The organism is Geomonas sp. Red276 (genome assembly GCF_054784495.1).
Genome location: NZ_BLXW01000011.1, coordinates 19,946 through 39,046 on the forward strand (window position 1 = coordinate 19,946; position 19,101 = coordinate 39,046).

The following is a 19,101-nucleotide window of genomic DNA, read 5'->3' on the forward strand; positions in this document are numbered from 1 at the left end:
TTTATCGCCGAAAACTTACATCAACTCATTGGAGGTGCTCACCCATGGAAGCAAACGCAGTGATCGGGGACGAGGGGCTTCGCCTCCTCAACGACCTCAGCAAGGAGGAACTCATCAGGATCATCGTGGACGACGCGAAAAACTGGCTCGCCCACGACGGTCTCTGGTTTCAGGCCATCGAACGCATCCACGGCATGGAGGTGGCCATCGACGCGGACCGCGAGGCGTGGCGCCACTTCACGGTGATCGAGGCGAAGAGGATCATGGAACGCCTCGGTATGAAACCCGGTGGCGGCATCCCCGCCCTGGTGGAGTGCCTCAAGCACCGCCTCTACGCCCGCCTCAACCTCCAGGACGTGATCGAGCAAAGCGAATTCCGGGTGGTCTTCAGGATGCTCGACTGCCGCGTCCAGTCCGCCCGCAAGAGGAAGGGGCTGAACGATTTCCCCTGCAAGAGCGTCGGGATCGTCGAGTACTCGGAATTCGCCCGCACGGTGGATCCGCGCATCAAGACCACCTGCATCGCCTGCCCCCCGGACGCCCATCCGGAGACCTACTGGTGCGCGTGGGAGTTCGTTATCTAGGGGGCTGGGGACTGGCTCCGCAAGGTGCCTGTCCCCTTGGTCGGAGACCAGGTCCCCCATCCTCACCCACCCCTCCCCTTGAAGAGGAGGGAGAGCGGGCGGAGGGGACGTTGGCACATCGAAAGGCAAATCCCTCCTGTCCCCACTTTGACAAGGGGGGGACGCGGTACCGGGGACGGTGGTTGAGATGGAAGGGCAAATCCCCCCTGTCACCCCTTCCGCCTTCGCCAAGGCTTCAGCGGACGCGTCGCAAAGGGGGGGCCCTGGATCCGGGGGCGGTTTGCACCCGGAAGGGAACTATTTTCTTGTTAAGGAGAACCTCATGCATACTGCCGCTGCCACACCCTACCAGAGCACACACAAGATCCGCTTCGTGACCGCGACGAGCCTGTTCGACGGGCACGACGCCTCCACCAACATCATCCGCCGCATCCTGCAGTCCTCCGGCGCGGAGGTGATCCACCTGGGACACAACCGCTCGGTGGAAGAGATCGTCACCGCCGCCATCCAGGAGGATGCCCAGGGGATCGCCGTGAGCTGCTACCAGGGTGGACACGTCGAGTTCTTCCGCTACATCCGCGATCTCCTCGACGAGCGCGGATCGGGTCATATCCGGGTCTTCGGCGGCGGAGGCGGGGTCATCATTCCCGAGGAGATCAGGGAGATCGAGGGGTACGGGGTCGCCAAGATTTTCTCTCCCGAAGACGGCCGCCGGATGGGGCTGCAGGGAATGGTCAACCACATGCTGGAGCTCTGCGACTTCTCGCCGGAGCGGGTGATCGAGGAGGAGATCGGCAAGCTGAAGGACCAGGACATCCGGGCGGTCAACACGCTCATCTCGCTCGCCGAGCAGTCGGTCCACGAGCAGTCGCAGGGATACGCCGCCGTGCGCGAGCAGATCCGCGGCCTTGGGCGCGAGGTCCCCGTGGTGGGGATCACCGGGACCGGCGGGGCGGGGAAGAGCTCGTTGACCGACGAGCTGGTCCGCCGCTTCCTGCGCGACTTCCCCGATCACAGCGTCGCCATCCTGGCGGTCGATCCTTCCCGGCAGCGGACCGGGGGCGCACTCCTCGGCGACCGGATCAGGATGAACGCCATCAACACGAACCGGGTCTATATGCGCTCGCTCGCCACCCGCGAGTCCCGCTCGGAGCTCTCGGCCGCCATCCACGACGCTCTCGACGTGGTCCGGGCCGCCGGCTTCGATCTCGCCATCGTGGAAACTTCGGGAATCGGGCAGGGGGACGCGGGGATCGTCGGTATCGCCGATGTCGCCCTCTACGTGATGACCTGCGAATTCGGGGCCCCCACCCAGCTCGAGAAGATCGACATGCTCGACTTCGCCGACCTGGTGGCGCTCAACAAGTTCGAGCGGAAGGGGGCGGAGGATGCCCTGCGAAACGTCCGGAAGCAGTACAAGAGAAACCGCAATCTCTTCGATCTCCCTGACGAGGAGCTCCCGGTCTTCGGCACCATCGCCGCCCAGTTCAACGATCCCGGCACCAACGTCCTGTACCGGGCGCTCCTCGACAAGATCAACGAGAAGAAGGGGTTGCAGCTCGCCTCCTCGCTGGCCATTACCGATGCCCGGAGCAAGAACGCCTCCATCATCCCTCCCGACCGGATCCATTACCTGGGCGAGATCGTCCATGCCGCCCGCGGCTACCGCAGCAGGGTGAAGGAGCAGGCGGAAATAGCCCGCCGCCTCTTCCAGCTCGAGGGGGCCAAGGAGGTGGTCGGGACCGCCGCCGACGAGCTCGACCGTCACATCGCGAGCTACAAGGAGAAGCTCCTCGACGAGCCGAGGAAGATCCTCAAGGATTGGCCCTGCCTGAAGGAGACCTACCGCAAGGACCAGCTGGTCACCAGGGTGCGGGACAAGGAGATCAGGAGCGACCTCTACACCACCACCCTCTCCGGGACGAAGATCCCCAAGGTCTGCCTCCCCGACTTCGCCGACTGGGGCGAGATCGTCCGCTGGTGCATGCTGGAGAACGCCCCCGGCTTCTTCCCGTACACCGCCGGGGTCTTCCCGTTCAAGCGGGCCGAAGAGGACCCCAAGCGCCAGTTCGCCGGCGAGGGGACCCCGGAAAGGACCAACCGCCGCTTCCATTACCTCTGCAAGGACGACGATGCCAAAAGGCTCTCGACCGCCTTCGACAGCGTGACCCTCTACGGCGAGGACCCGGACTATCCCCCCGACATCTACGGGAAGGTGGGGGAGAGCGGGGTGTCCATCTGCACGGTCGAGGACATGAAGAAGCTCTACGCCGGGTTCGATCTCTGCGCCCCCAACACGAGCGTCTCCATCACCATCAACGGGCCGGCGCCGATGATGCTCGCCTTCTTCTTCAACGCGGCGATCGACCAGCAGGTGGAGCTCTTCAGGCAGCGCGAGGGGCGGGAGCCTTCGGACGCCGAGTACGAGGGGATCCGCGACTGCACGATCCAGACCGTTCGCGGGACGGTGCAGGCCGACATCCTCAAGGAGGACCAGGGGCAGAATACCTGCATCTTCTCCACCGAGTTCGCCCTGAAGATGATGGGGGACATCCAGCAGTACTTCATCGAGAAGAAGGTGAAGAACTACTACTCGGTCTCCATCAGCGGCTACCACATCGCGGAAGCCGGGGCCAACCCGATCTCCCAGCTCGCCTTCACGCTGGCCAACGGCTTCACCTACGTCGAGTACTACCTCTCCCGCGGGATGCATATCGATGACTTCGCGCCGAACCTCTCCTACTTCTTCTCCAACGGGCTCGATCCCGAGTACACGGTGATCGGAAGGGTGGCGCGGCGGATCTGGTCGGTGGTGATGCGCGAGAAGTACGGCGCCAACGAGCGGAGCCAGAAGCTCAAGTACCACATCCAGACCTCCGGGCGCTCGCTCCACGCGCAGGAGATGGATTTCAACGACATCCGCACCACGCTGCAGGCCCTGACCGCCGTCTACGACAACTGCAACTCGCTCCACACCAACGCCTACGACGAGGCGGTCACCACGCCGAGCGAGGAGTCGGTCAGGCGGGCGATGGCTATCCAGATGATCATCAGCCGGGAGTTCGGGCTGGCGAGGAATGAGAATCCGACCCAGGGATCCTTCATCATCGAGGAGCTGACCGACCTGGTGGAGGAGGCGGTCCTGGCCGAGTTCGAGCGGATCGACCAGCGGGGCGGGGTGCTCGGGGCGATGGAGACCCAGTATCAGCGCTCGAAGATCCAGGACGAGTCGATGCTCTACGAGCACAAGAAGCACTCCGGCGAGCTCCCGATCATCGGGGTCAACTGCTTCCTCAATCCCCGCGCGGGCGAGGAGGGGTACCAGGTGCCGGGTGAGCTGGCCCGGGCGACCAAGGAGGAGAAGGAGCAGCAGATCGTCAACCTGCGGGCCTTCCAGGAGAAGAACCGGGAGACCGGTCCGGCGGCCCTCAGGCGCTTGCAGGAGGTGGCGGTGTCGGGCGGGAACATCTTCGCGGAGCTGATGGAGACGGTCAAGGTCGCTTCGCTTGGGCAGATCACCCGGGCGCTCTACGAGGTGGGCGGGAAGTACCGGAGGAACATGTAATGGATCTATTTCAGGTGGTGAAGGATCGGCGGAGCATACGGAAGTACCAGGACCGGCCGGTCGAGTGGGAAAAGATCGAGCAGGTGCTCGACGCGGCGAGGCTCGCCCCGTCGTGGAAGAATATGCAGTGCTGGCGCTTCCTGGTGCTGACGGAAGGGAAGGGGAGGCAGGCGCTGCTCGACGCCTTCCCGGACGACAATCCCGGTAAACGGGCCATCGCCTCGGCGCCGGTGATCATCGTGGTCTGCGCCGATCCCGCCGAATCGGGGATCGAGAACGGCATCGAATACTACGTGGCCGACACCGCCATCGCCTTCGAGCATCTCTGCCTGGCCGCCCACGCGCTGGGGCTCGGGAGTTGCTGGATGGGGTGGTACGACGAACCGAAGATCAGGGAGGGGCTGGGGATTCCCGATGGGCTCCGGGTGGTCGGCGTGACGCCTCTCGGCTATCCCGACCAGGAGCCGAAACCGAGGCCGCGCAAGGAACTCTCCGAGATAGCCTTCATCAACCAGTGGGGGAACGCGACATGTTAACCAGGAACGAATCGGAACAGAGGATCGCCCGCCTGCAGCGCTCGCTGCAGGGATCGGGACTGGACGGCGCCCTGATCGTCTATCCCATCGACATCTATTACTACAGCGGCACCCGCCAGAACTCCACCCTTTGGGTCCCGGCGAACGGGGAGCCGATGCTGATGGTGCGTAAGAGCTTTTCCCGCGCGCTCAAGGAGAGCCAGGTGACCAACACCAGGTCCTTTCCCTCCAGCAAGGACTTCCCCGTACTCTTCGGGGTCGAGATCAAGCGGATCGGGATGACGTTCGACGTCCTCCCCGTGCAGCAGTACAACTACTACGCGAAGCTCCTTCCCGGGCGGGAGTTCGCCGACATCTCGCAGGCCAACCGGGAGATCCGGTCGGTGAAGTCGCCGTGGGAGCTCGAGAAGATGAGAAAGGCGGGGGGAGCACTTTGCTCGGTCTTCGAGGAGGTGCCGAAATTTCTCAAACCGGGAATGCGGGAGCTCGACCTGGCCGCGGAGTTCGAGTGCCGGCTTCGTAAGTCGGGTAGCGAAGGGTACGTCCGGATGCGGGCCTTCAACCAGGAGCTCTTCCAGGGGCTGGCGGTATCGGCTACCTCGGGGGACCCCGGTTTCTTTGACGGGGCGGTGACCGGGCGCGGGCTCTCCGCCGCTTCCCCCCACGGTGCCTCACGCGAGGTGATCTCGGCCGATGCGCCGGTGCTGGTCGATTTCACCGGGGTCTTCGACGGCTACATCGTTGACATGACTCGGATCTTCGTTGTGGGGACGCTCGCGCCGGAACTGCAGCGGGCTTTCGCCACCTCGCTCTCCATCCAGGGGGCCATCCAGGCCGAGCTCAAGCCGGGGGCCATCTGTGAGGACCTCTTCTTCCTGGCGGCGCGCATGGCGGAGGAGGCGGGACTCGGGAAACATTTCATGGGAGCGCCCGGGGAGAACGCCCGCTTCGTTGGACACGGGGTGGGGCTCGAACTCGACGAGGTGCCGGTGCTCGCCCAAGGGTTCAAGGCTACTTTGATCGAGGGGCAGACCATCGCGGTGGAGCCGAAGTTCGTCTTCCCCGGACTCGGTGTGGTCGGCATCGAAAACACCTTCGCGGTAACGGCCAATGGGGGAGAGAAGCTGACTCCGCTGGCGGACAAGATCGTCTATTTGTAAGGATGCGGGAGGGGGCAGCCCCTCCCGTGTTTATCGTCGTCAGGTCACGGTGATCCGTAACGTCTTGCCCAAGGCCTGCACGAACTTGTCTAACGTCGAGAGCTTTATATCTTCGGCGTGATTCTCTATTCGGGAAATAGCGGTCTTCTTAGTGTTGATGCGTCTGGCCAATTCTTCTTGAGTAAGACCGGCATCTTCGCGTGCTTTACGGAGCAATAACTCCCAATTTGAACTCCTGGTAGCCCAGTTCGAAATCTTGGGCAAATTCCGGATCACGTTTTTTCCTATCGTCGATGTAGTTCTGCAAATCGCTCATTTGCTATCTCTCCTTGCCAAATACTTGCGCCTACAGGCCTGCGCCCGCTCAATATCCCTGGCGGGTGTCTTCTGAGTTTTCTTAGCCAGCCCATGTGTCAGCACGACAACGGTGTCACCGGCGAAGAAACAAAAAATGCGCTAGGCGTCGTTTCAGGAAGAAGCCCGGACCTCCCAAATCCCATCTGTGTCTGCCAACTTTTTAAAGTACGTGGAAGGAAGGATTTCAAGTTCCCCAAACAACGAAAGTGTCCAGACGACTTTCTGTGCTGCCTTTGCTTGGAGGCTATCCAGAAATTCCCGAACTGGGCAATGTCCATCGGGCTCCGTGTAGAAGACGATCCGCCTTTTCAGCCGGGAATGTTAACGGCGTTGTTAACCTCGGTCAATACGAGGAGTTGCGAAAGCGTTACCGAGACGCTGCCCGCCTCCCGGTGTGTTCGCGTATATATAACCGCTTTACCTGTTAAACATCTTGAAAACAAAGGATAAATATGTGAATTGAGGCTAAGTATATGTTTGGCTAAAAATATGTTCTAAAAATCGTTGACATTCACGTAAACGGACCATATAATCCGGTCATCCAAGCACGAAAGGAGAGTGGAAATGGAAGAGATCTTCGTCGTTGACTGCGTGAGGACACCGTTTTGTTCGTTTAACGGTGCTCTTTCCGATGTCGATGCGCCGACGCTGGCGGCTACGGCAATGAAGGGGCTTTTCGAACGGTCGGGGGTGGATCCGTCGGCGGTCGATGAGGTGATCATGGGGCAGGTGCTTTCGGGCGGCTGCGGCCAGGCTCCGGCCCGGCAGGCGATGCGCGCGGCGGGAATCCCCGACGGCGTCCCGGCCCTCACCATCAACAAGGTCTGCGGATCGGGGCTTAAGTCGATCATGCTCGCGGCGGACTCGGTCCGGGTCGGGAATTCCGAAATGGTGGTCGCCGGGGGGATGGAGAACATGTCGCTCGCTCCCTTCATCCTCAAGAAGGGGAGAAACGGCTACCGGATGGGGCACGACCAGCTCTTCGACCTGATGATCCACGACGGTCTGCAGGATCCCTTCACCGGAAGGCACATGGGGGAGATCGGCGAGGACAGCGCCGTCCGCAACGGCATCAGCCGCCAGGAGCAGGACGAATTCGCCCTCCGCTCCTATCGCCTGGCCCAGGCGGCGGTGACCGGCGGACTCTTCGCCGGCGAGATCGTCCCGGTTATCAAGAAAACCCGCAACGGGGAGGCGGTGGTAGGGCGCGACGAGGAACCGTTCAAGGTCGATTTCGAGAAGATCGCCCAGCTGAGAGCGGTCTTCCGCAAGGACGGCACCATCACCGCCGGCAACGCTTCCACCATCAACGATGGCGCGGCCCTGGCGCTGATCACCAACGCCTCCGGCCTCAAGAAATACAACCTCCATCCCAAGGCGCGGATGGTCGCCTCCGCCACCAACAGCCTTCACCCGGACGAGTTCCCGGAGGCCCCGGTGGGGGCCATCGAACGCGCCTGCGCGAGGGCGGGGATCTCGGTGGACCAGGTCGATCTCTTCGAGATCAACGAGGCCTTCTCGACCGTCCCGCTTATCGCCATGAAGAAGCTCGGTATTCCCCTGGAGAAGATCAACGTGAATGGCGGCGCCTGCGCCATTGGTCACCCGATCGGGGCGAGCGGCGGAAGGCTGGTGGGGACGGTGATTCATGAACTGCACCGCAGGAAGGCCCGCTACGGGTTGGCCACGCTCTGCATCGGCGGCGGCGAGGCGGTGGCGGCGGTGTTTGAGAGGATCTAAAACCTCCCTCACCCGGCCCTTCTTAACCTTCTCCCCTCACCCCCCCTGGGGGAGAGGGGCGGGGGTGAGGGCATGGGGCCGACTAAAACCTCCCTCACCCGGCCTTCGGCCACCCTCTCCCCTGAAGGGGCGAGGGTATATAGATGAAAGGCCTATGGCCACCCTCTCCGGTGAAGGGGCGAGGGAATGACTCCCCTGAAAGGGGGGAGGTAACAAGCTAGCTGAAACAAGCTCTTTTTTAGGAGGAGACAGATGATCAAGTCAGTTGGGGTACTTGGGGCGGGGCAGATGGGGAACGGGATCGCACACGTGTTCGCGCAGTTCGGATACGACGTGATGCTGTACGACATCGCCAGCCAGCAGTTGGAGAAGGCGGTGGCTACCATCCGCCAGAACCTGGAGCGGCAGGCCAAGAAGGGCGCGATCCCGGAGCCGCTGGTCGTCGACACCATGAAGCGGATCAGGACCACCCAGAACCTCGCCGATCTCGCCGGCGTACAGTTCGCAGTGGAGGCGGTTACCGAAAACGAGCCGCTCAAACTGGAGATCTTCAGGAAGCTGGACGAGGTCGTGCAAGCGGACGCCATCCTCGCCTCCAACACGTCTTCCATCCCCATCACCAAAATCGCTTCGGTGACCAAGCGTCCGGAAAAGGTGATCGGGATGCACTTCATGAACCCGGTGCCGATCATGAAGCTGGTCGAGGTGATCCGCGGCCACGCCACCAGCGAGGAGACCTTCCAGACGACCGCGGCCCTGGTGGCGAAGCTGGAGAAGGAGATGGCGGTTTCCCAGGACTATCCCGGCTTCATCGTCAACCGCGTCCTCATCCCCATGATCAACGAGGCGGTCTTCGCGCTCTATGAAGGGATCGCCACCGTGGAGGATATCGACAAGGGGATGAACCTGGGGACCAACCAGCCGATGGGTCCGCTGACGCTGGCCGACTTCATCGGGCTGGACACGGTGCTCGCTATCGCCAACGTCCTCTACGACGGCTTCAAGGATCCCAAGTACCGTCCGTGTCCGCTGCTGGTGAAGATGGTCAACGCCGGGTACCTCGGAAGGAAGTCCGGGCGCGGGTTCTATAGCTACTGAGGCGAAGTCGGACAGGGGGACCAATATGGAATTCAAGAATCTGATCATTGAAGCTGCCCACGGGGTGGCGGTTCTTACCGTCAACAGCCCGAAGACGCTGAACGCGCTGAACAGCGAGGTGCTCGGGGAGCTCGAATGCGCTCTCTTCGAGCTCAACCTGGATGAGGCGGTCAAGGCGGTGATCCTGACCGGTGCGGGAGACAAGGCTTTCGTGGCCGGCGCCGACATCAAGGAGATGGCGGCGATGAACGCGTACCAGGGGCACCAGTTCGGCCTCAAGGGCCAGCGGGTGATGATGCTGATCGAGAAGATGACCAAGCCGGTCATCGCCGCCGTCAACGGTTACGCCCTCGGCGGCGGACTCGAACTGGCGCTGGCCTGCGACTTCATCTACGCCTCGACTAAGGCAAAGCTCGGCTTCCCCGAGGTGACTCTCGGGATCATGCCCGGCTTCGGCGGGACCCAGAACCTCGCCAGGCTGATCGGTCCCAATCGGGCCAACGAGCTGATCTTCACCGGCAAGATGATCGATGCCGAGAAGGCGCTGGCCTGGGGGATCGTCAACGAGGTAGTGGCTCCCGAGGAACTGATGGCCAAGGCGAGAGAGGCGGCGACTGCCATCGCCGGGGTCGGTACGCTGGGCGTTTCCTACGCCAAGAACGCCATCGCCAACGGGCTCAACATGACAAAGGAGGACGGCTTCCGCTACGAAGCATCTCTCTTCGGCGTTCTCTTCGCTACCGAGGACCAGAAGGAGGGGATGGCGGCCTTCGTTGACAAGCGTAAGGCGGCCTTCAGCGGGAAGTAACGGGGGGAAAACCTCCGTCACCCGGTCTTGGCCACCCCCTCCCCGACATATCTTCCCTCGCCCCCATCGAGGGAGAGGGGCAGGGTGAGGGGGCGGTGTAGCGGGCGGAAAACCTCCCTCACCCGGCCTTCGGCCACCCTCTCCCCTGAAGGGGCGAGGGTAAATTGGGATGCGGCTTTCGGCCATTCGCTGAAGAAACTGTAGGTCGCGTTGAGGAACGAAACGCGACATCATCAGCAGTTGAGGCTGGGGCAATCGTCGCGTTTCACGGTAGAGCTGTTCAACGCGACCTACCCCTCCCTATGGGGGAGGGGGGACAAGAGGACCAATTTCTTCAATCCAATAACCATTTTCGAAAGGGGGTAGCACCATGAATTTCGAACTGAGCCAGGATCATAAGGTATTGCGGGACTCGGTACGCGAGTTTGTCGAGAAGGAGATCAAGCCGCTGGCCATCAAGATCGACGAGGAGCACCGGATTCCGGAGGAGCTGGTCGCCAAGATGAGCGAGATGGGGCTCATGGGGAGCTACATCCCCGAGGAGTACGAAGGGGCAGGGCTCGACATGCTCTCCTACTCCATCGTGGTGGAGGAGGTCTCCAAGGCCTGCGCCTCGAGCGGCGTGCTCATCTCCGCCCACACCTCGCTCGCCTGCGATCCCATCTACCGGTTCGGCACCCCCGAGCAGAAGAAGAAATACCTCCCGGACCTCGCCACCGGCCGCAAGATCGGCTGCATCCTCCTGACCGAGCCGGACGTCGGGAGCGACGTCTCCGGCATGGCGACCACCTACCGCCGCGAGGGGGACGAGATCGTCATCAACGGCGGCAAGACCTTCATCACCAACGGCGGCTTCCTCGGTACCGGTGTCCTCTTCGCCACCCATGACAAGAGCCTCAAGCACAAGGGGATCTCGGCCTTCATCGTCGATCTCTCCTCGCCGGGGGTGTCCATCCTCAAGAACGAGGTGAAGATGGGGATCCGCGGGAGCTACACCACCGCCTTCGCCTTCGACGACCTCCGCATCCCGGCTGCCAACCTCCTGGGGAGCGAGGGGCAGGGATTCAAGATCGCCATGGAGACGCTGAACGGCGGCCGGATCGGGATCGCCTCGCAGGCCCTCGGCATTGCCGGCGGCGCCTTCGACCGGGCCCTTTCCTACTCCAAGGAGCGCAAGCAGTTCGGGGCGCCGCTTTCCGATCTGCAGGCGATCCAGTTCAAACTCGCCGACATGTACTCGAAGATCGAGATGGCCAAGCTCCTCACCTACAAGGCCGCCTGGATGAAGGACAGCAAGCTGAACTACGCCATGGAGAGCGCCATGTGCAAGATGTGCGCGTCCGAGGCGGCCACCTGGGTGACCAAGGAGGCGGTCCAGATCCACGGCGGTTACGGCTACATCGCGGACTACGAGGTCGAGAGGATGTACCGCGACGCGAAGATCACCGAGATCTACGAAGGGACCAACGAGGTGCAGAGGGTGGTCATTTCGAAGATGCTGCTTGGGTAAGTGCCCCTCTCCCTCCGGGAGAGGGTGGCCGGAGGCCGGGTGAGGGAAGACCGAAAACCGAAAACCTCCCTCACCCCTGCCCCTCTCCCGGGGGGAGAGGGATAGGGATTTGGAGTACGCAACCATGGAAATGACACGAGAAATCTACTGGAACGTGGGGCACGGGGTGGTGGTCCCGATGTACATCCTGGTCTTTGCCGCCTTCGCGGTCTGCGGCTGGGGATTTTTCAAGAGGCTTCCGCACTACCGGCAGGGAATGCCGCTCGACCGCTTCGACCACTTTCCGGAGCGGGCGAAACGGATGGTCACCGAGGTGCTCGGCCAGGAGAAGGTCGCGCGGGTAAAGGCTGGCGGCATCTTCCATAACCTCTTCTTCTGGGGCTTTATGACCCTCTTCGCCGGGACCCTGCTGGTGATGGCCCAGGCCGACTACCTCACCCCGGTCATCAAGGTGAACCTTCTCTCCGGCACCTTCTACCAGGGCTTCTCCATGGTGCTCGATCTCGCCGGTCTCTCCGCCATCCTCATGCTGGCAGGCCTCTTCGTCCGCCGCTTCGTGATCCAGCCCGCTTCGCTGGAGATCACCGACGACGATTACCGCGTCCACCTCCTCCTCTTCGCCATTCTAACCACCGGCTTCCTCATCGAAGGAGCCAGGATGGCCGCCACCGAGGTGGTGCAGAATCCGTCCCTCGCGCGTTTCTCCCCGGTCGGGCTGGTCGCCGCAAACCTCTTTCTTCCCTTCACCGAGGAATCGATCCGCACCTCGCACCAGGTCCTCTGGTGGATCCACATGGGGCTCGTCGCCGGCTTCATCTGCATGATCCCGTACAGCCGCCTGAGACATATCGTAACAACCAGCCTCAATGCCTTTTTCGCACCCCTGGAGCCCAAGGGAACGCTCGCCACCATCAATCTCGAGGATGAGGATCTCCAGCAGTTCGGGGCCGCCAAGGTGGCCGATCTCACCTGGAAGGACATCTTCGACGCCGATGCCTGCACGAGCTGCGGCCGCTGCCAGGACCGCTGCCCCGCTCACGCGACCGATAAGCCGCTCTCGCCCATGAAGGTGATCAAGCAGATCGGCGAGGCGGCCGAGGCCGGGAAGGAGGCGGTGCTGGCGGAGAACATCGCCGAGGATGCCGTCTGGTCCTGCACCACCTGCCGCTCCTGCCAGGACATCTGCCCGGCCAATAACGAGCACGTGAACAAGATCATCGAGATGCGCCGCAACCTGATGCTGATGGAGGGGAGCTTCCCCGGCGACGAGGTGAGGAGCGCGATCGGCAACATCGAGGTGAACGGGAATCCCTTCGGTCTCGCCTACGCAGGCCGGGGCGACTGGGCCATCGGGCACGGCGCGACGCTGATGGAGGGGGGGGAGGAGGTCGACGTCCTCTACTTCGTCGGCTGCTACGCCTCCTTCGACAAGCGTAACCGCGCCATCGCCGAGAAGTTCCTCCGCATCTGCACCGCCGCCGGCATCAGGGTCGGCATCCTCGGCAAAGAGGAGAAGTGCTGCGGGGAACCGGCCAGAAAGCTCGGCAACGAGTACCTGTATCAGACGCTCGCCACCGAGAACATCGAGATGATCAAGGGGTACGGCGTCAAGAAGATCGTCACCACCTGCCCGCACTGCTTCAACACCCTTGGGCGCGATTACCGGGATCTGGGCCTCGACGTCCCGGTCGAGCACTACACCACCTTCATCCACCGCCTCCTGGAGGAAGGGGACCTTCACCTGCACCCCGAACCGTTCACCGCCACCTACCACGATTCCTGCTATCTCGGCAGGTACATGGACGTGATCGACGAGCCCCGCGCGGTGCTGGCGGCGGCAGGGGGACGGATCCAGGAGATGTCCCGGTCCGGCTACGACAGTTTCTGCTGCAGCGCCGGGGGCGGTCGGATCCTCGCCGAGGAGAAGCTCGGGAGGAGGATCAACGTGGAAAGGGTGCAGATGGCCACCGACACGGGCGCCCCGGTTCTCATCTCCAACTGCCCGTTCTGTCTCACCATGTTCGAGGATGGGATCAAGACCGGCGGGTTCGAAGGGGGGATTGTCGTGCGGGACCTCGCGGAAGTGGTGGCCGAACGGATCGCGGTCATCCACCTGCCGCACCGGCCGGCCGAGCCGCCGGCGGAGGGTGAAGCAGAAAGACAGCCGGTGCGGGCGGCGGGGTAAGTGGAGGTGAAAAGGGGACTGGCTCCGCCAGGTACCTGTCCCCCTCGTCCGACCTGCCCTCACCCGGCCTTCGGCCACCCTCTCCCCTAAAGGGGCGAGGGTAAATTCTGGAGTGCTCAAAGAAGATCTGGTGGCATGGAAGTGATCGACAGCCTGGAGGGAAGGCCATGAGAGAGGTCGGTGGGCAGGTGCAGGTTTACACCGGAAACGGCAAGGGGAAAACCACGGCTTCGCTGGGGCTTGCCCTGCGCGCGGTGGGAAGGGACCTGCAGGTCTGCGTGGTCCAGTTCATGAAAGGGAGCGGCGATTACGGTGAGCACGTGGCTGCCGAAAGGCTCTTCCCGAACCTCACCATCCACCGGACCGGCCGTGACGGCTGGGTCAGAAAGGGGGATCCCCATCCTGAGGACCTCTCGCAGGCCCGGCTGGCGCTCGATCTCGCACATAAGGCGCTCGCCTGCGGGCGGTACGACCTGGTGATCGTGGACGAGATCAACGGCGCCGCCTGGTTCGGCCTGGTCACCGTCGACGAGATCCTCTCCCTCATCGCCGCCAAGCCTGCCGGGGTGGAGCTGGTGCTGACCGGCCGAAGCGCCGACGAGCGGGTGATGGACGCCGCCGACCTGGTGACCGAGATGCGGGAGGTGAAACATTACTTCCGCCAGGGGGTCCCGGCCCGGGTCGGCATCGAAATGTGAGGAAAAGGAGTAGCCATGACTGATCTCTTCAAGAAGCCGCTCGCCGCCCTGCGTGTCGTCAACCTCGCCTTGAACCTGCCCGGACCGGCAGCTGCCCGGCGGTTCCACGAGCTGGGCGCTGAAGTCATCAAGGTGGAGCCTCCCGCCGGGGACCCGATGCGAAGCTACCACGAAGGTTGGTACCGGGATATGGCCGAGGGGCAGGCCGTGGTGACCATCGACCTGAAGAGTGAAGGGGGGCGCAGCGCTCTGGACGAAGTCCTGGCCGGATGCGATCTGCTGATCACCGCCAACCGTCCCGCCGCGCTCGCCCGGCTTTCCCTCGACTGGGAAACCCTGCACCGGCGCTTCCCGCAGCTTTGCCAGGTGGCCATCGTCGGCTTCCCCGCACCGCGCGAGAACGAGGCCGGGCACGACCTGACCTACCAGGCAAACCTCGGCCTGATCGCGCCGCCCCAGATGCCGCGCACCCTGATGGCCGATATGGCGGGGGCTGAGGAGACGATTTCCGCGGCGCTGTCGCTGCTTCTGGCGCGCGAGCGCGGGCTGGGGGCAGGGTACGCGGAAGTGGCGCTTTCCGAGGCGGCTGCCCGCATGGCGGAGCCGCTTCGTTACGGGGCCACCGCCGCCGGTGCGCTCCTCGGTGGGGGGATTCCCGAGTACAACATCTATGAGACCCGGGAGGGATGGGTAGCCGTGGCGGCCCTGGAGCCGCACTTCAAGTCACGGCTCGACGTTGAGCTTTCGGCAACCGGTGCGGCCGACTACCGCGAGGCCTTCCGCGCCAGGAGCTCGAAGGAATGGGAGGCCTGGGCGCAGGAGCGGGATATACCGATCGTGGCGGTGGCGGGGACCGTTTGACCATTTATACCCTCGCCCCCATTGGGGGAGAGGGTGGCCATAGGCGTACTCCAATATACCCTCGCCCCCATTGGGGGAGAGGGTGGCCGAAGGCCGGGTGAGGGCGGTTTTCGTGGCTGCTGAAATCTTCCCTCACCCCTGCACCCTCTCCCCTAAAGGGGCGAGGGGATATAAATCCACTGCCAATGCGATGGGGGACGGAATTAGTCGCACGAACTACTACGGAGGGGACGATGCATCTTGAACTCAACGAGGAGCAGAAACTGATCCAGGATACCGCCCGCGACTTCGCTCGATGCGAGCTCGAACCGGTGGCGGCACAACTGGACGAGGGGGGGGACAGGTCTCTCATGCTGTCCAACCTCAAGAAGCTGGCCGAGCTCGGCTTCATGGGGTTGAACGTGCGGGAGGAGTTCGGAGGCACGCAAGCCGGCACGGTCGCCTTCAGCGTCGCCATGACCGAGATCGCCCGCGCCTGCGCTTCTACCGCGGTCACCGTCTCGGTCAACAACATGGCCGCCGAGGTGATCCAGGCAATCGGAAGCGAGGCCCAGAAAAACGCCTACATCCCCAAGATCTGTTCCGGCGAGTTCGCCGCCGCAAGCTTCGCCCTGACCGAAAACTGCGCCGGGTCCGATCCCGCCGGCATGTGCACCCAGGCGATCGATGACGGCGATTCCTACATCCTCAACGGCTCCAAGATCTTCATCACGTCGGCCCCCTACGCAGGCGTCTTCATCGTCTGGGCGGTCACCGACCGCGAGGCGCCCAAAGGAAAAGGGATCAGCTGCTTCCTCGTCGAGGCGGGGACCCCGGGGCTCGTGATCGGCAAGGAGGAGAAGAAGATGGGGCAGCACGCCTCGGCCACCAACGAGGTGATCTTCCAGGACTGCCGGATACCGAAGAGCGCCATGATGGGGAAACCGAACGACGGCTTCCGAACGGCGGTGGCCGAGCTTGCCGGCGGAAGGATCGGCATCGGCTCGCTTGCCCTGGGGGTCGGGCTCGCAGCCATGGACTACGCCACCAAGTACTCCACCGAGCGCGCCCAGTTCGGACAGAAGATCAGCAATTTCCAGGCGATCCAGTGGATGGTCGCCGATGGCTACACCGAACTGGAGGCCGCACGGTTCCTCTTGATGAATGCCGCCTTCCGCAAGCAGAGCGGGAAGTCCTTCGCCAAGGAGGCCTCCATGGCCAAGATGTTCGCCACCGAGGCGGCCAACAAGGCGTGCTACAAGGCGATCCAGATGCTCGGGGGGTACGGCTACACGGCCGACTTCCCGGTCGAGCGCTACGCCCGCGACGCCCGCATCACCGCGATCTACGAGGGGACCAACGAGATCCAAAGGGTGATCATCTCCCGGGAGATTTTGAGAAACTTCAACTAATTGAAGACGGTGAGCGGATGCCTTTTCATATACCCTCGCCCCCCTTGGGGGAGAGGGTGGCCGAAGGCCGGGTGAGGGAAGATTTTAGAACCTCCCTCACCCCTGCCCCTCTCCCCTGAAGGGGCGAGGGGATATTGTCACTTTTGGTCCTAGACAGGAGGGACACGATGGGCAACAGCAAGCGCATTACCCTGCAACAGGCGGCGGAGATCATCAAGGACGGCTCGAGCCTCACCTTCTCCGGCTTCACCATCTGGCGCCGCCCTTTCGCCATCATCTACGAGCTGATCCGCCAGCACCGCAAGGGGCTGCACCTCATCGAGGTGAACGGCGGCCCCCAGACCGAGTTCCTGGTCGGTGCCGGCTGCGTGGACATCTGGGAGTCGTGCTGGGTGGGGCATGAGCTCTACGGGAAGTACGGCGCCAATCTCTCGCGCAAGGTGGGGAACAAGGAGATCCTGGTGGAGGATTACAGCCACGCCGAGATGCTCTTCCGCTTCACCGCGGCGGCCTCGGGCGCTCCCTACGCGGTGACCCAGACTTCGCTCGGGACCGACATCCACAACCCGGAATACGACACCCTCGGCAGGGCGGGACTCAGGGACGGGAAGAGGTTCCCCAAGCAAAAGTACGTCTTTTCCCACGACCCCTTCTTCGACGCCGGTCCCCAGGTGCTGGTCCCCGCCGCCAAGGTGGACGTGGCGGTGATGTGCGTCCAGCAGGTGGGGGAGGAGGGGACCGTCCGGGTCGCCGGCCAGTACTACTCCGATCCCGAAGCGGCGCGGGCCGCCGACATCACCATCGTCATGGCTGAGGAGATCGTACCGGAGGAGTATCTCCGGCGGGAAGCCGACCGCAACACCATCACGAGCTTCGAGGTCGATCACATCGTCGAGGTCCCGTTCGGCGCCCATCCCACCGGGATGTTCGGGCGCTACGACGTGGACGGCGCCTTCCTCAAGGATTTCTACGGCAAGACCCGCACCCAGGAAGGTTTCGACGCCTTCGCCAAGGAGTGGATCTACGGCCAGGACCACATGAGCTACCTGGAGAAACTGGGGTGGCCGCGGATGTTGAACCTGAAGGCCAACACCGCCGTCAACTACTCCACCAGCGTGAAGAGGGGGGCGTGAGATGACCAGGGAATATGCGAAACCGGAAGAGTTCGGGCTGGCGGATCTTCTCTGCTGCGCGGCCGCCCGCGAGGTTCAGGACAACGAGATAGTCTTCGCCGGGACGGGGCTTCCCATGGTGGCCATCATGCTGGCCCAGAAGACCCACGCACCGAACCTGAAGCTGATCTTCGAGGCGGGGACCCTGGACGGCCGGCCGCCCCAGATCCCGACTTCGGTGGGGGATGCCCGCTGCGAGATGGGGGCCTCCCGCGCCTCGGGGTTGAGCGACGCCTTCAGCATCGCCCAGCGCGGTTACGTGGACCTCGGTTTCCTCGGGGGAGCGGAGGTGGATGAGTACGGCAACGTCAACACCACCTGCATCGGCGATTACCTGAACCCGGAGCTGAGACTGACCGGGAGCGGCGGCAATCCCGACATCAACTCCTTCGCGAAGAGGACGGTCTTCATCATGGTCCACGAGAAGCGCCGTTTCACCCCGCGGGTGAGCTACATCACGAGCCCCGGATGGCGGGTCAAGAAGTGGCCGGAAGGGGAGTTCGTCCATCGCCGCGAGCTCTACGGCTCCGCCTACCGCGGCGGCCCCTCCGCCGTGATCAGCACCGCCGGGGTCTTCCGCTTCGACGATGAGACGGGGCGGATCTACCTCGATACCTGCCATCCCGGCAAGAGCCCGGAGGAGATCCGCGAGATGTGCCACTTCGACCTCGACGTGAGCCGCGTCTCCGGCGAAACGCTCCCTCCTACCCGGGAGGAACTCCACCTGATCCACAATGTCCTCGATCCCGAGCAGATCTTCATCCCGAAGGTGAAGCCTGCCTAAAGCCCCATCCTCACCCTGTCCCTCTCTTTGAACGGGAGGGACAGGGGCTTGGGTGACCTAACCCCTGCCTCGTGGAAGTTATCATGGGAACCATTAGCATCCTAGCCATTCCTCTCTGCATCTGCCTCGGTTGTTGTCTATGATCTACAAGCACCGGAAATTGTCTCTAATGAAAGATCTGGGCTAGATACTAAACCAACAATTCGACTCAAACAGTACAGATAACGTTTCAAACAGTCTTTGCGTTATTTCACTGCGTCCTTATAGTCATATGACGCAAGATGAAAGAGTGTATCACCGCCAATATAAGGTAAAGGCCCGGTTTTGTGGTCGATTCCATCCTACCAGTTATTTGGCACGAAATGTGTAGAACCCCTCCTCTAATCTAAGTCAAAAGCGCAGTCGGAATGGCGCTTCTCCTCAAAGCATCTTCGAAAAGAGCAAACCTGGAGTGATCCAGGGACGCAGAGCAACGGGTCCGTCAGGCGGACAGCCGAGCCGCCGAAGAGGGACCTTGACCGCTACCGGTGTATCCTGTGGCGGCACGCCCGTTTTCGGTTATCCGGAAGCGGGCGTTTTTGTTTTCTCCCGGCCGGGCCTTCCTCGCGGCCCCGGCGCATGATTTCGCTGCCGCCGTGCCGGTTGCGTGAGA

Annotated in this window: 16 protein-coding genes and 1 riboswitch; of the genes, 14 read left to right on the plus strand and 2 right to left on the minus strand. The window is 62.8% G+C overall.

Going from position 1 to position 19,101, the window contains the following annotated elements:
* The first annotated feature begins 44 nt into the window (after positions 1-44).
* The 4 genes from ACYVL5_RS09630 to ACYVL5_RS09645 all read left to right on the plus strand — a co-directional run bounded on the left by ACYVL5_RS09630 (position 45) and on the right by ACYVL5_RS09645 (position 5,845).
* A complete protein-coding gene (locus ACYVL5_RS09630; protein WP_460595351.1) occupies positions 45-584 on the plus strand; it encodes a DUF6125 family protein in 540 nt (179 codons plus the stop codon).
* Positions 585-906: 322 nt separating this feature from the next.
* Complete coding sequence (gene icmF, locus ACYVL5_RS09635) at positions 907-4,149, plus strand: fused isobutyryl-CoA mutase/GTPase IcmF (protein ID WP_460595352.1); 3,243 nt, start codon at positions 907-909, stop codon at positions 4,147-4,149.
* Positions 4,149-4,685: a nitroreductase family protein gene (locus tag ACYVL5_RS09640; protein ID WP_460595353.1), complete on the plus strand. Its 537-nt coding sequence runs from the start codon at positions 4,149-4,151 to the stop codon at positions 4,683-4,685. The genes icmF and ACYVL5_RS09640 overlap by 1 nt, the downstream gene beginning before the upstream one ends.
* Complete coding sequence (locus ACYVL5_RS09645) at positions 4,679-5,845, plus strand: M24 family metallopeptidase (protein ID WP_460595354.1); 1,167 nt, start codon at positions 4,679-4,681, stop codon at positions 5,843-5,845. The genes ACYVL5_RS09640 and ACYVL5_RS09645 overlap by 7 nt, the downstream gene beginning before the upstream one ends.
* Positions 5,846-5,884: 39 nt before the next feature.
* Here ACYVL5_RS09645 and ACYVL5_RS09650 read toward each other — a convergent pair whose 3' ends face one another.
* Both ACYVL5_RS09650 and ACYVL5_RS09655 read right to left on the minus strand, forming a co-directional pair.
* Positions 5,885-6,061 carry a helix-turn-helix domain-containing protein gene (locus ACYVL5_RS09650; protein ID WP_460595355.1) on the minus strand — a complete coding sequence of 59 codons (177 nt, stop codon included), beginning with the start codon at positions 6,059-6,061 and terminating at the stop codon, positions 5,885-5,887.
* Between the two features lie 96 nt (positions 6,062-6,157).
* Entirely contained in the window at positions 6,158-6,298 is a 141-nt protein-coding gene (locus tag ACYVL5_RS09655; protein ID WP_460595442.1) for a type II toxin-antitoxin system RelE/ParE family toxin, read from the minus strand.
* 468 nt (positions 6,299-6,766) lie between these two features.
* Here ACYVL5_RS09655 and ACYVL5_RS09660 point away from each other — a divergent pair, with 468 nt between their 5' ends.
* The 10 genes from ACYVL5_RS09660 (at position 6,767) to ACYVL5_RS09705 (ending at position 18,449) form a co-directional block, all read left to right on the plus strand.
* A complete protein-coding gene (locus ACYVL5_RS09660; RefSeq protein ID WP_460595356.1) occupies positions 6,767-7,942 on the plus strand; it encodes a thiolase family protein in 1,176 nt (391 codons plus the stop codon).
* A gap of 252 nt (positions 7,943-8,194) precedes the next feature.
* On the plus strand, positions 8,195-9,040 hold the full coding sequence (locus tag ACYVL5_RS09665; protein WP_460595357.1) for a 3-hydroxybutyryl-CoA dehydrogenase: 846 nt from the start codon (positions 8,195-8,197) through the stop codon (positions 9,038-9,040).
* A 25-nt stretch (positions 9,041-9,065) separates the two neighbouring features.
* A complete protein-coding gene (locus tag ACYVL5_RS09670; RefSeq protein WP_460595358.1) occupies positions 9,066-9,848 on the plus strand; it encodes a Clp protease/crotonase-like domain-containing protein in 783 nt (260 codons plus the stop codon).
* A 370-nt stretch (positions 9,849-10,218) separates the two neighbouring features.
* Positions 10,219-11,358: an acyl-CoA dehydrogenase gene (locus ACYVL5_RS09675; protein ID WP_460595359.1), complete on the plus strand. Its 1,140-nt coding sequence runs from the start codon at positions 10,219-10,221 to the stop codon at positions 11,356-11,358.
* Positions 11,359-11,482: 124 nt separating this feature from the next.
* Positions 11,483-13,543 carry a heterodisulfide reductase-related iron-sulfur binding cluster gene (locus ACYVL5_RS09680; RefSeq protein WP_460595360.1) on the plus strand — a complete coding sequence of 687 codons (2,061 nt, stop codon included), beginning with the start codon at positions 11,483-11,485 and terminating at the stop codon, positions 13,541-13,543.
* Between the two features lie 167 nt (positions 13,544-13,710).
* Positions 13,711-14,241: a cob(I)yrinic acid a,c-diamide adenosyltransferase gene (locus tag ACYVL5_RS09685; RefSeq protein WP_460595361.1), complete on the plus strand. Its 531-nt coding sequence runs from the start codon at positions 13,711-13,713 to the stop codon at positions 14,239-14,241.
* Between the two features lie 15 nt (positions 14,242-14,256).
* Positions 14,257-15,102: a CoA transferase family protein gene (locus tag ACYVL5_RS09690; RefSeq protein WP_460595362.1), complete on the plus strand. Its 846-nt coding sequence runs from the start codon at positions 14,257-14,259 to the stop codon at positions 15,100-15,102.
* A gap of 233 nt (positions 15,103-15,335) precedes the next feature.
* Positions 15,336-16,493, plus strand: a complete 1,158-nt coding sequence (locus ACYVL5_RS09695) for an acyl-CoA dehydrogenase family protein (RefSeq protein ID WP_460595363.1) — start codon at positions 15,336-15,338, stop codon at positions 16,491-16,493.
* A gap of 167 nt (positions 16,494-16,660) precedes the next feature.
* Entirely contained in the window at positions 16,661-17,626 is a 966-nt protein-coding gene (locus ACYVL5_RS09700; RefSeq protein ID WP_460595364.1) for a CoA transferase subunit A, read from the plus strand.
* Between the two features lies 1 nt (position 17,627).
* Positions 17,628-18,449 carry a CoA-transferase subunit beta gene (locus tag ACYVL5_RS09705; RefSeq protein ID WP_460595365.1) on the plus strand — a complete coding sequence of 274 codons (822 nt, stop codon included), beginning with the start codon at positions 17,628-17,630 and terminating at the stop codon, positions 18,447-18,449.
* A 429-nt stretch (positions 18,450-18,878) separates the two neighbouring features.
* Positions 18,879-18,955, plus strand: a riboswitch (cyclic di-GMP riboswitch).
* Positions 18,956-19,101: the final 146 nt, after the last annotated feature.

Coding starts and splice junctions, on each gene's coding strand:
- ACYVL5_RS09690 (WP_460595362.1), top strand. CDS start 14,257: ATGACTGATCTCTTCAAGAAGCCGCTCGCCGCCCTGCGTGTCGTCAAC.
- ACYVL5_RS09695 (WP_460595363.1), top strand. CDS start 15,336: ATGCATCTTGAACTCAACGAGGAGCAGAAACTGATCCAGGATACCGCC.
- ACYVL5_RS09630 (WP_460595351.1), top strand. CDS start 45: ATGGAAGCAAACGCAGTGATCGGGGACGAGGGGCTTCGCCTCCTCAAC.
- icmF (WP_460595352.1), top strand. CDS start 907: ATGCATACTGCCGCTGCCACACCCTACCAGAGCACACACAAGATCCGC.
- ACYVL5_RS09675 (WP_460595359.1), top strand. CDS start 10,219: ATGAATTTCGAACTGAGCCAGGATCATAAGGTATTGCGGGACTCGGTA.
- ACYVL5_RS09680 (WP_460595360.1), top strand. CDS start 11,483: ATGGAAATGACACGAGAAATCTACTGGAACGTGGGGCACGGGGTGGTG.
- ACYVL5_RS09660 (WP_460595356.1), top strand. CDS start 6,767: ATGGAAGAGATCTTCGTCGTTGACTGCGTGAGGACACCGTTTTGTTCG.
- ACYVL5_RS09645 (WP_460595354.1), top strand. CDS start 4,679: ATGTTAACCAGGAACGAATCGGAACAGAGGATCGCCCGCCTGCAGCGC.
- ACYVL5_RS09685 (WP_460595361.1), top strand. CDS start 13,711: ATGAGAGAGGTCGGTGGGCAGGTGCAGGTTTACACCGGAAACGGCAAG.
- ACYVL5_RS09665 (WP_460595357.1), top strand. CDS start 8,195: ATGATCAAGTCAGTTGGGGTACTTGGGGCGGGGCAGATGGGGAACGGG.
- ACYVL5_RS09705 (WP_460595365.1), top strand. CDS start 17,628: ATGACCAGGGAATATGCGAAACCGGAAGAGTTCGGGCTGGCGGATCTT.
- ACYVL5_RS09700 (WP_460595364.1), top strand. CDS start 16,661: ATGGGCAACAGCAAGCGCATTACCCTGCAACAGGCGGCGGAGATCATC.
- ACYVL5_RS09670 (WP_460595358.1), top strand. CDS start 9,066: ATGGAATTCAAGAATCTGATCATTGAAGCTGCCCACGGGGTGGCGGTT.
- ACYVL5_RS09640 (WP_460595353.1), top strand. CDS start 4,149: ATGGATCTATTTCAGGTGGTGAAGGATCGGCGGAGCATACGGAAGTAC.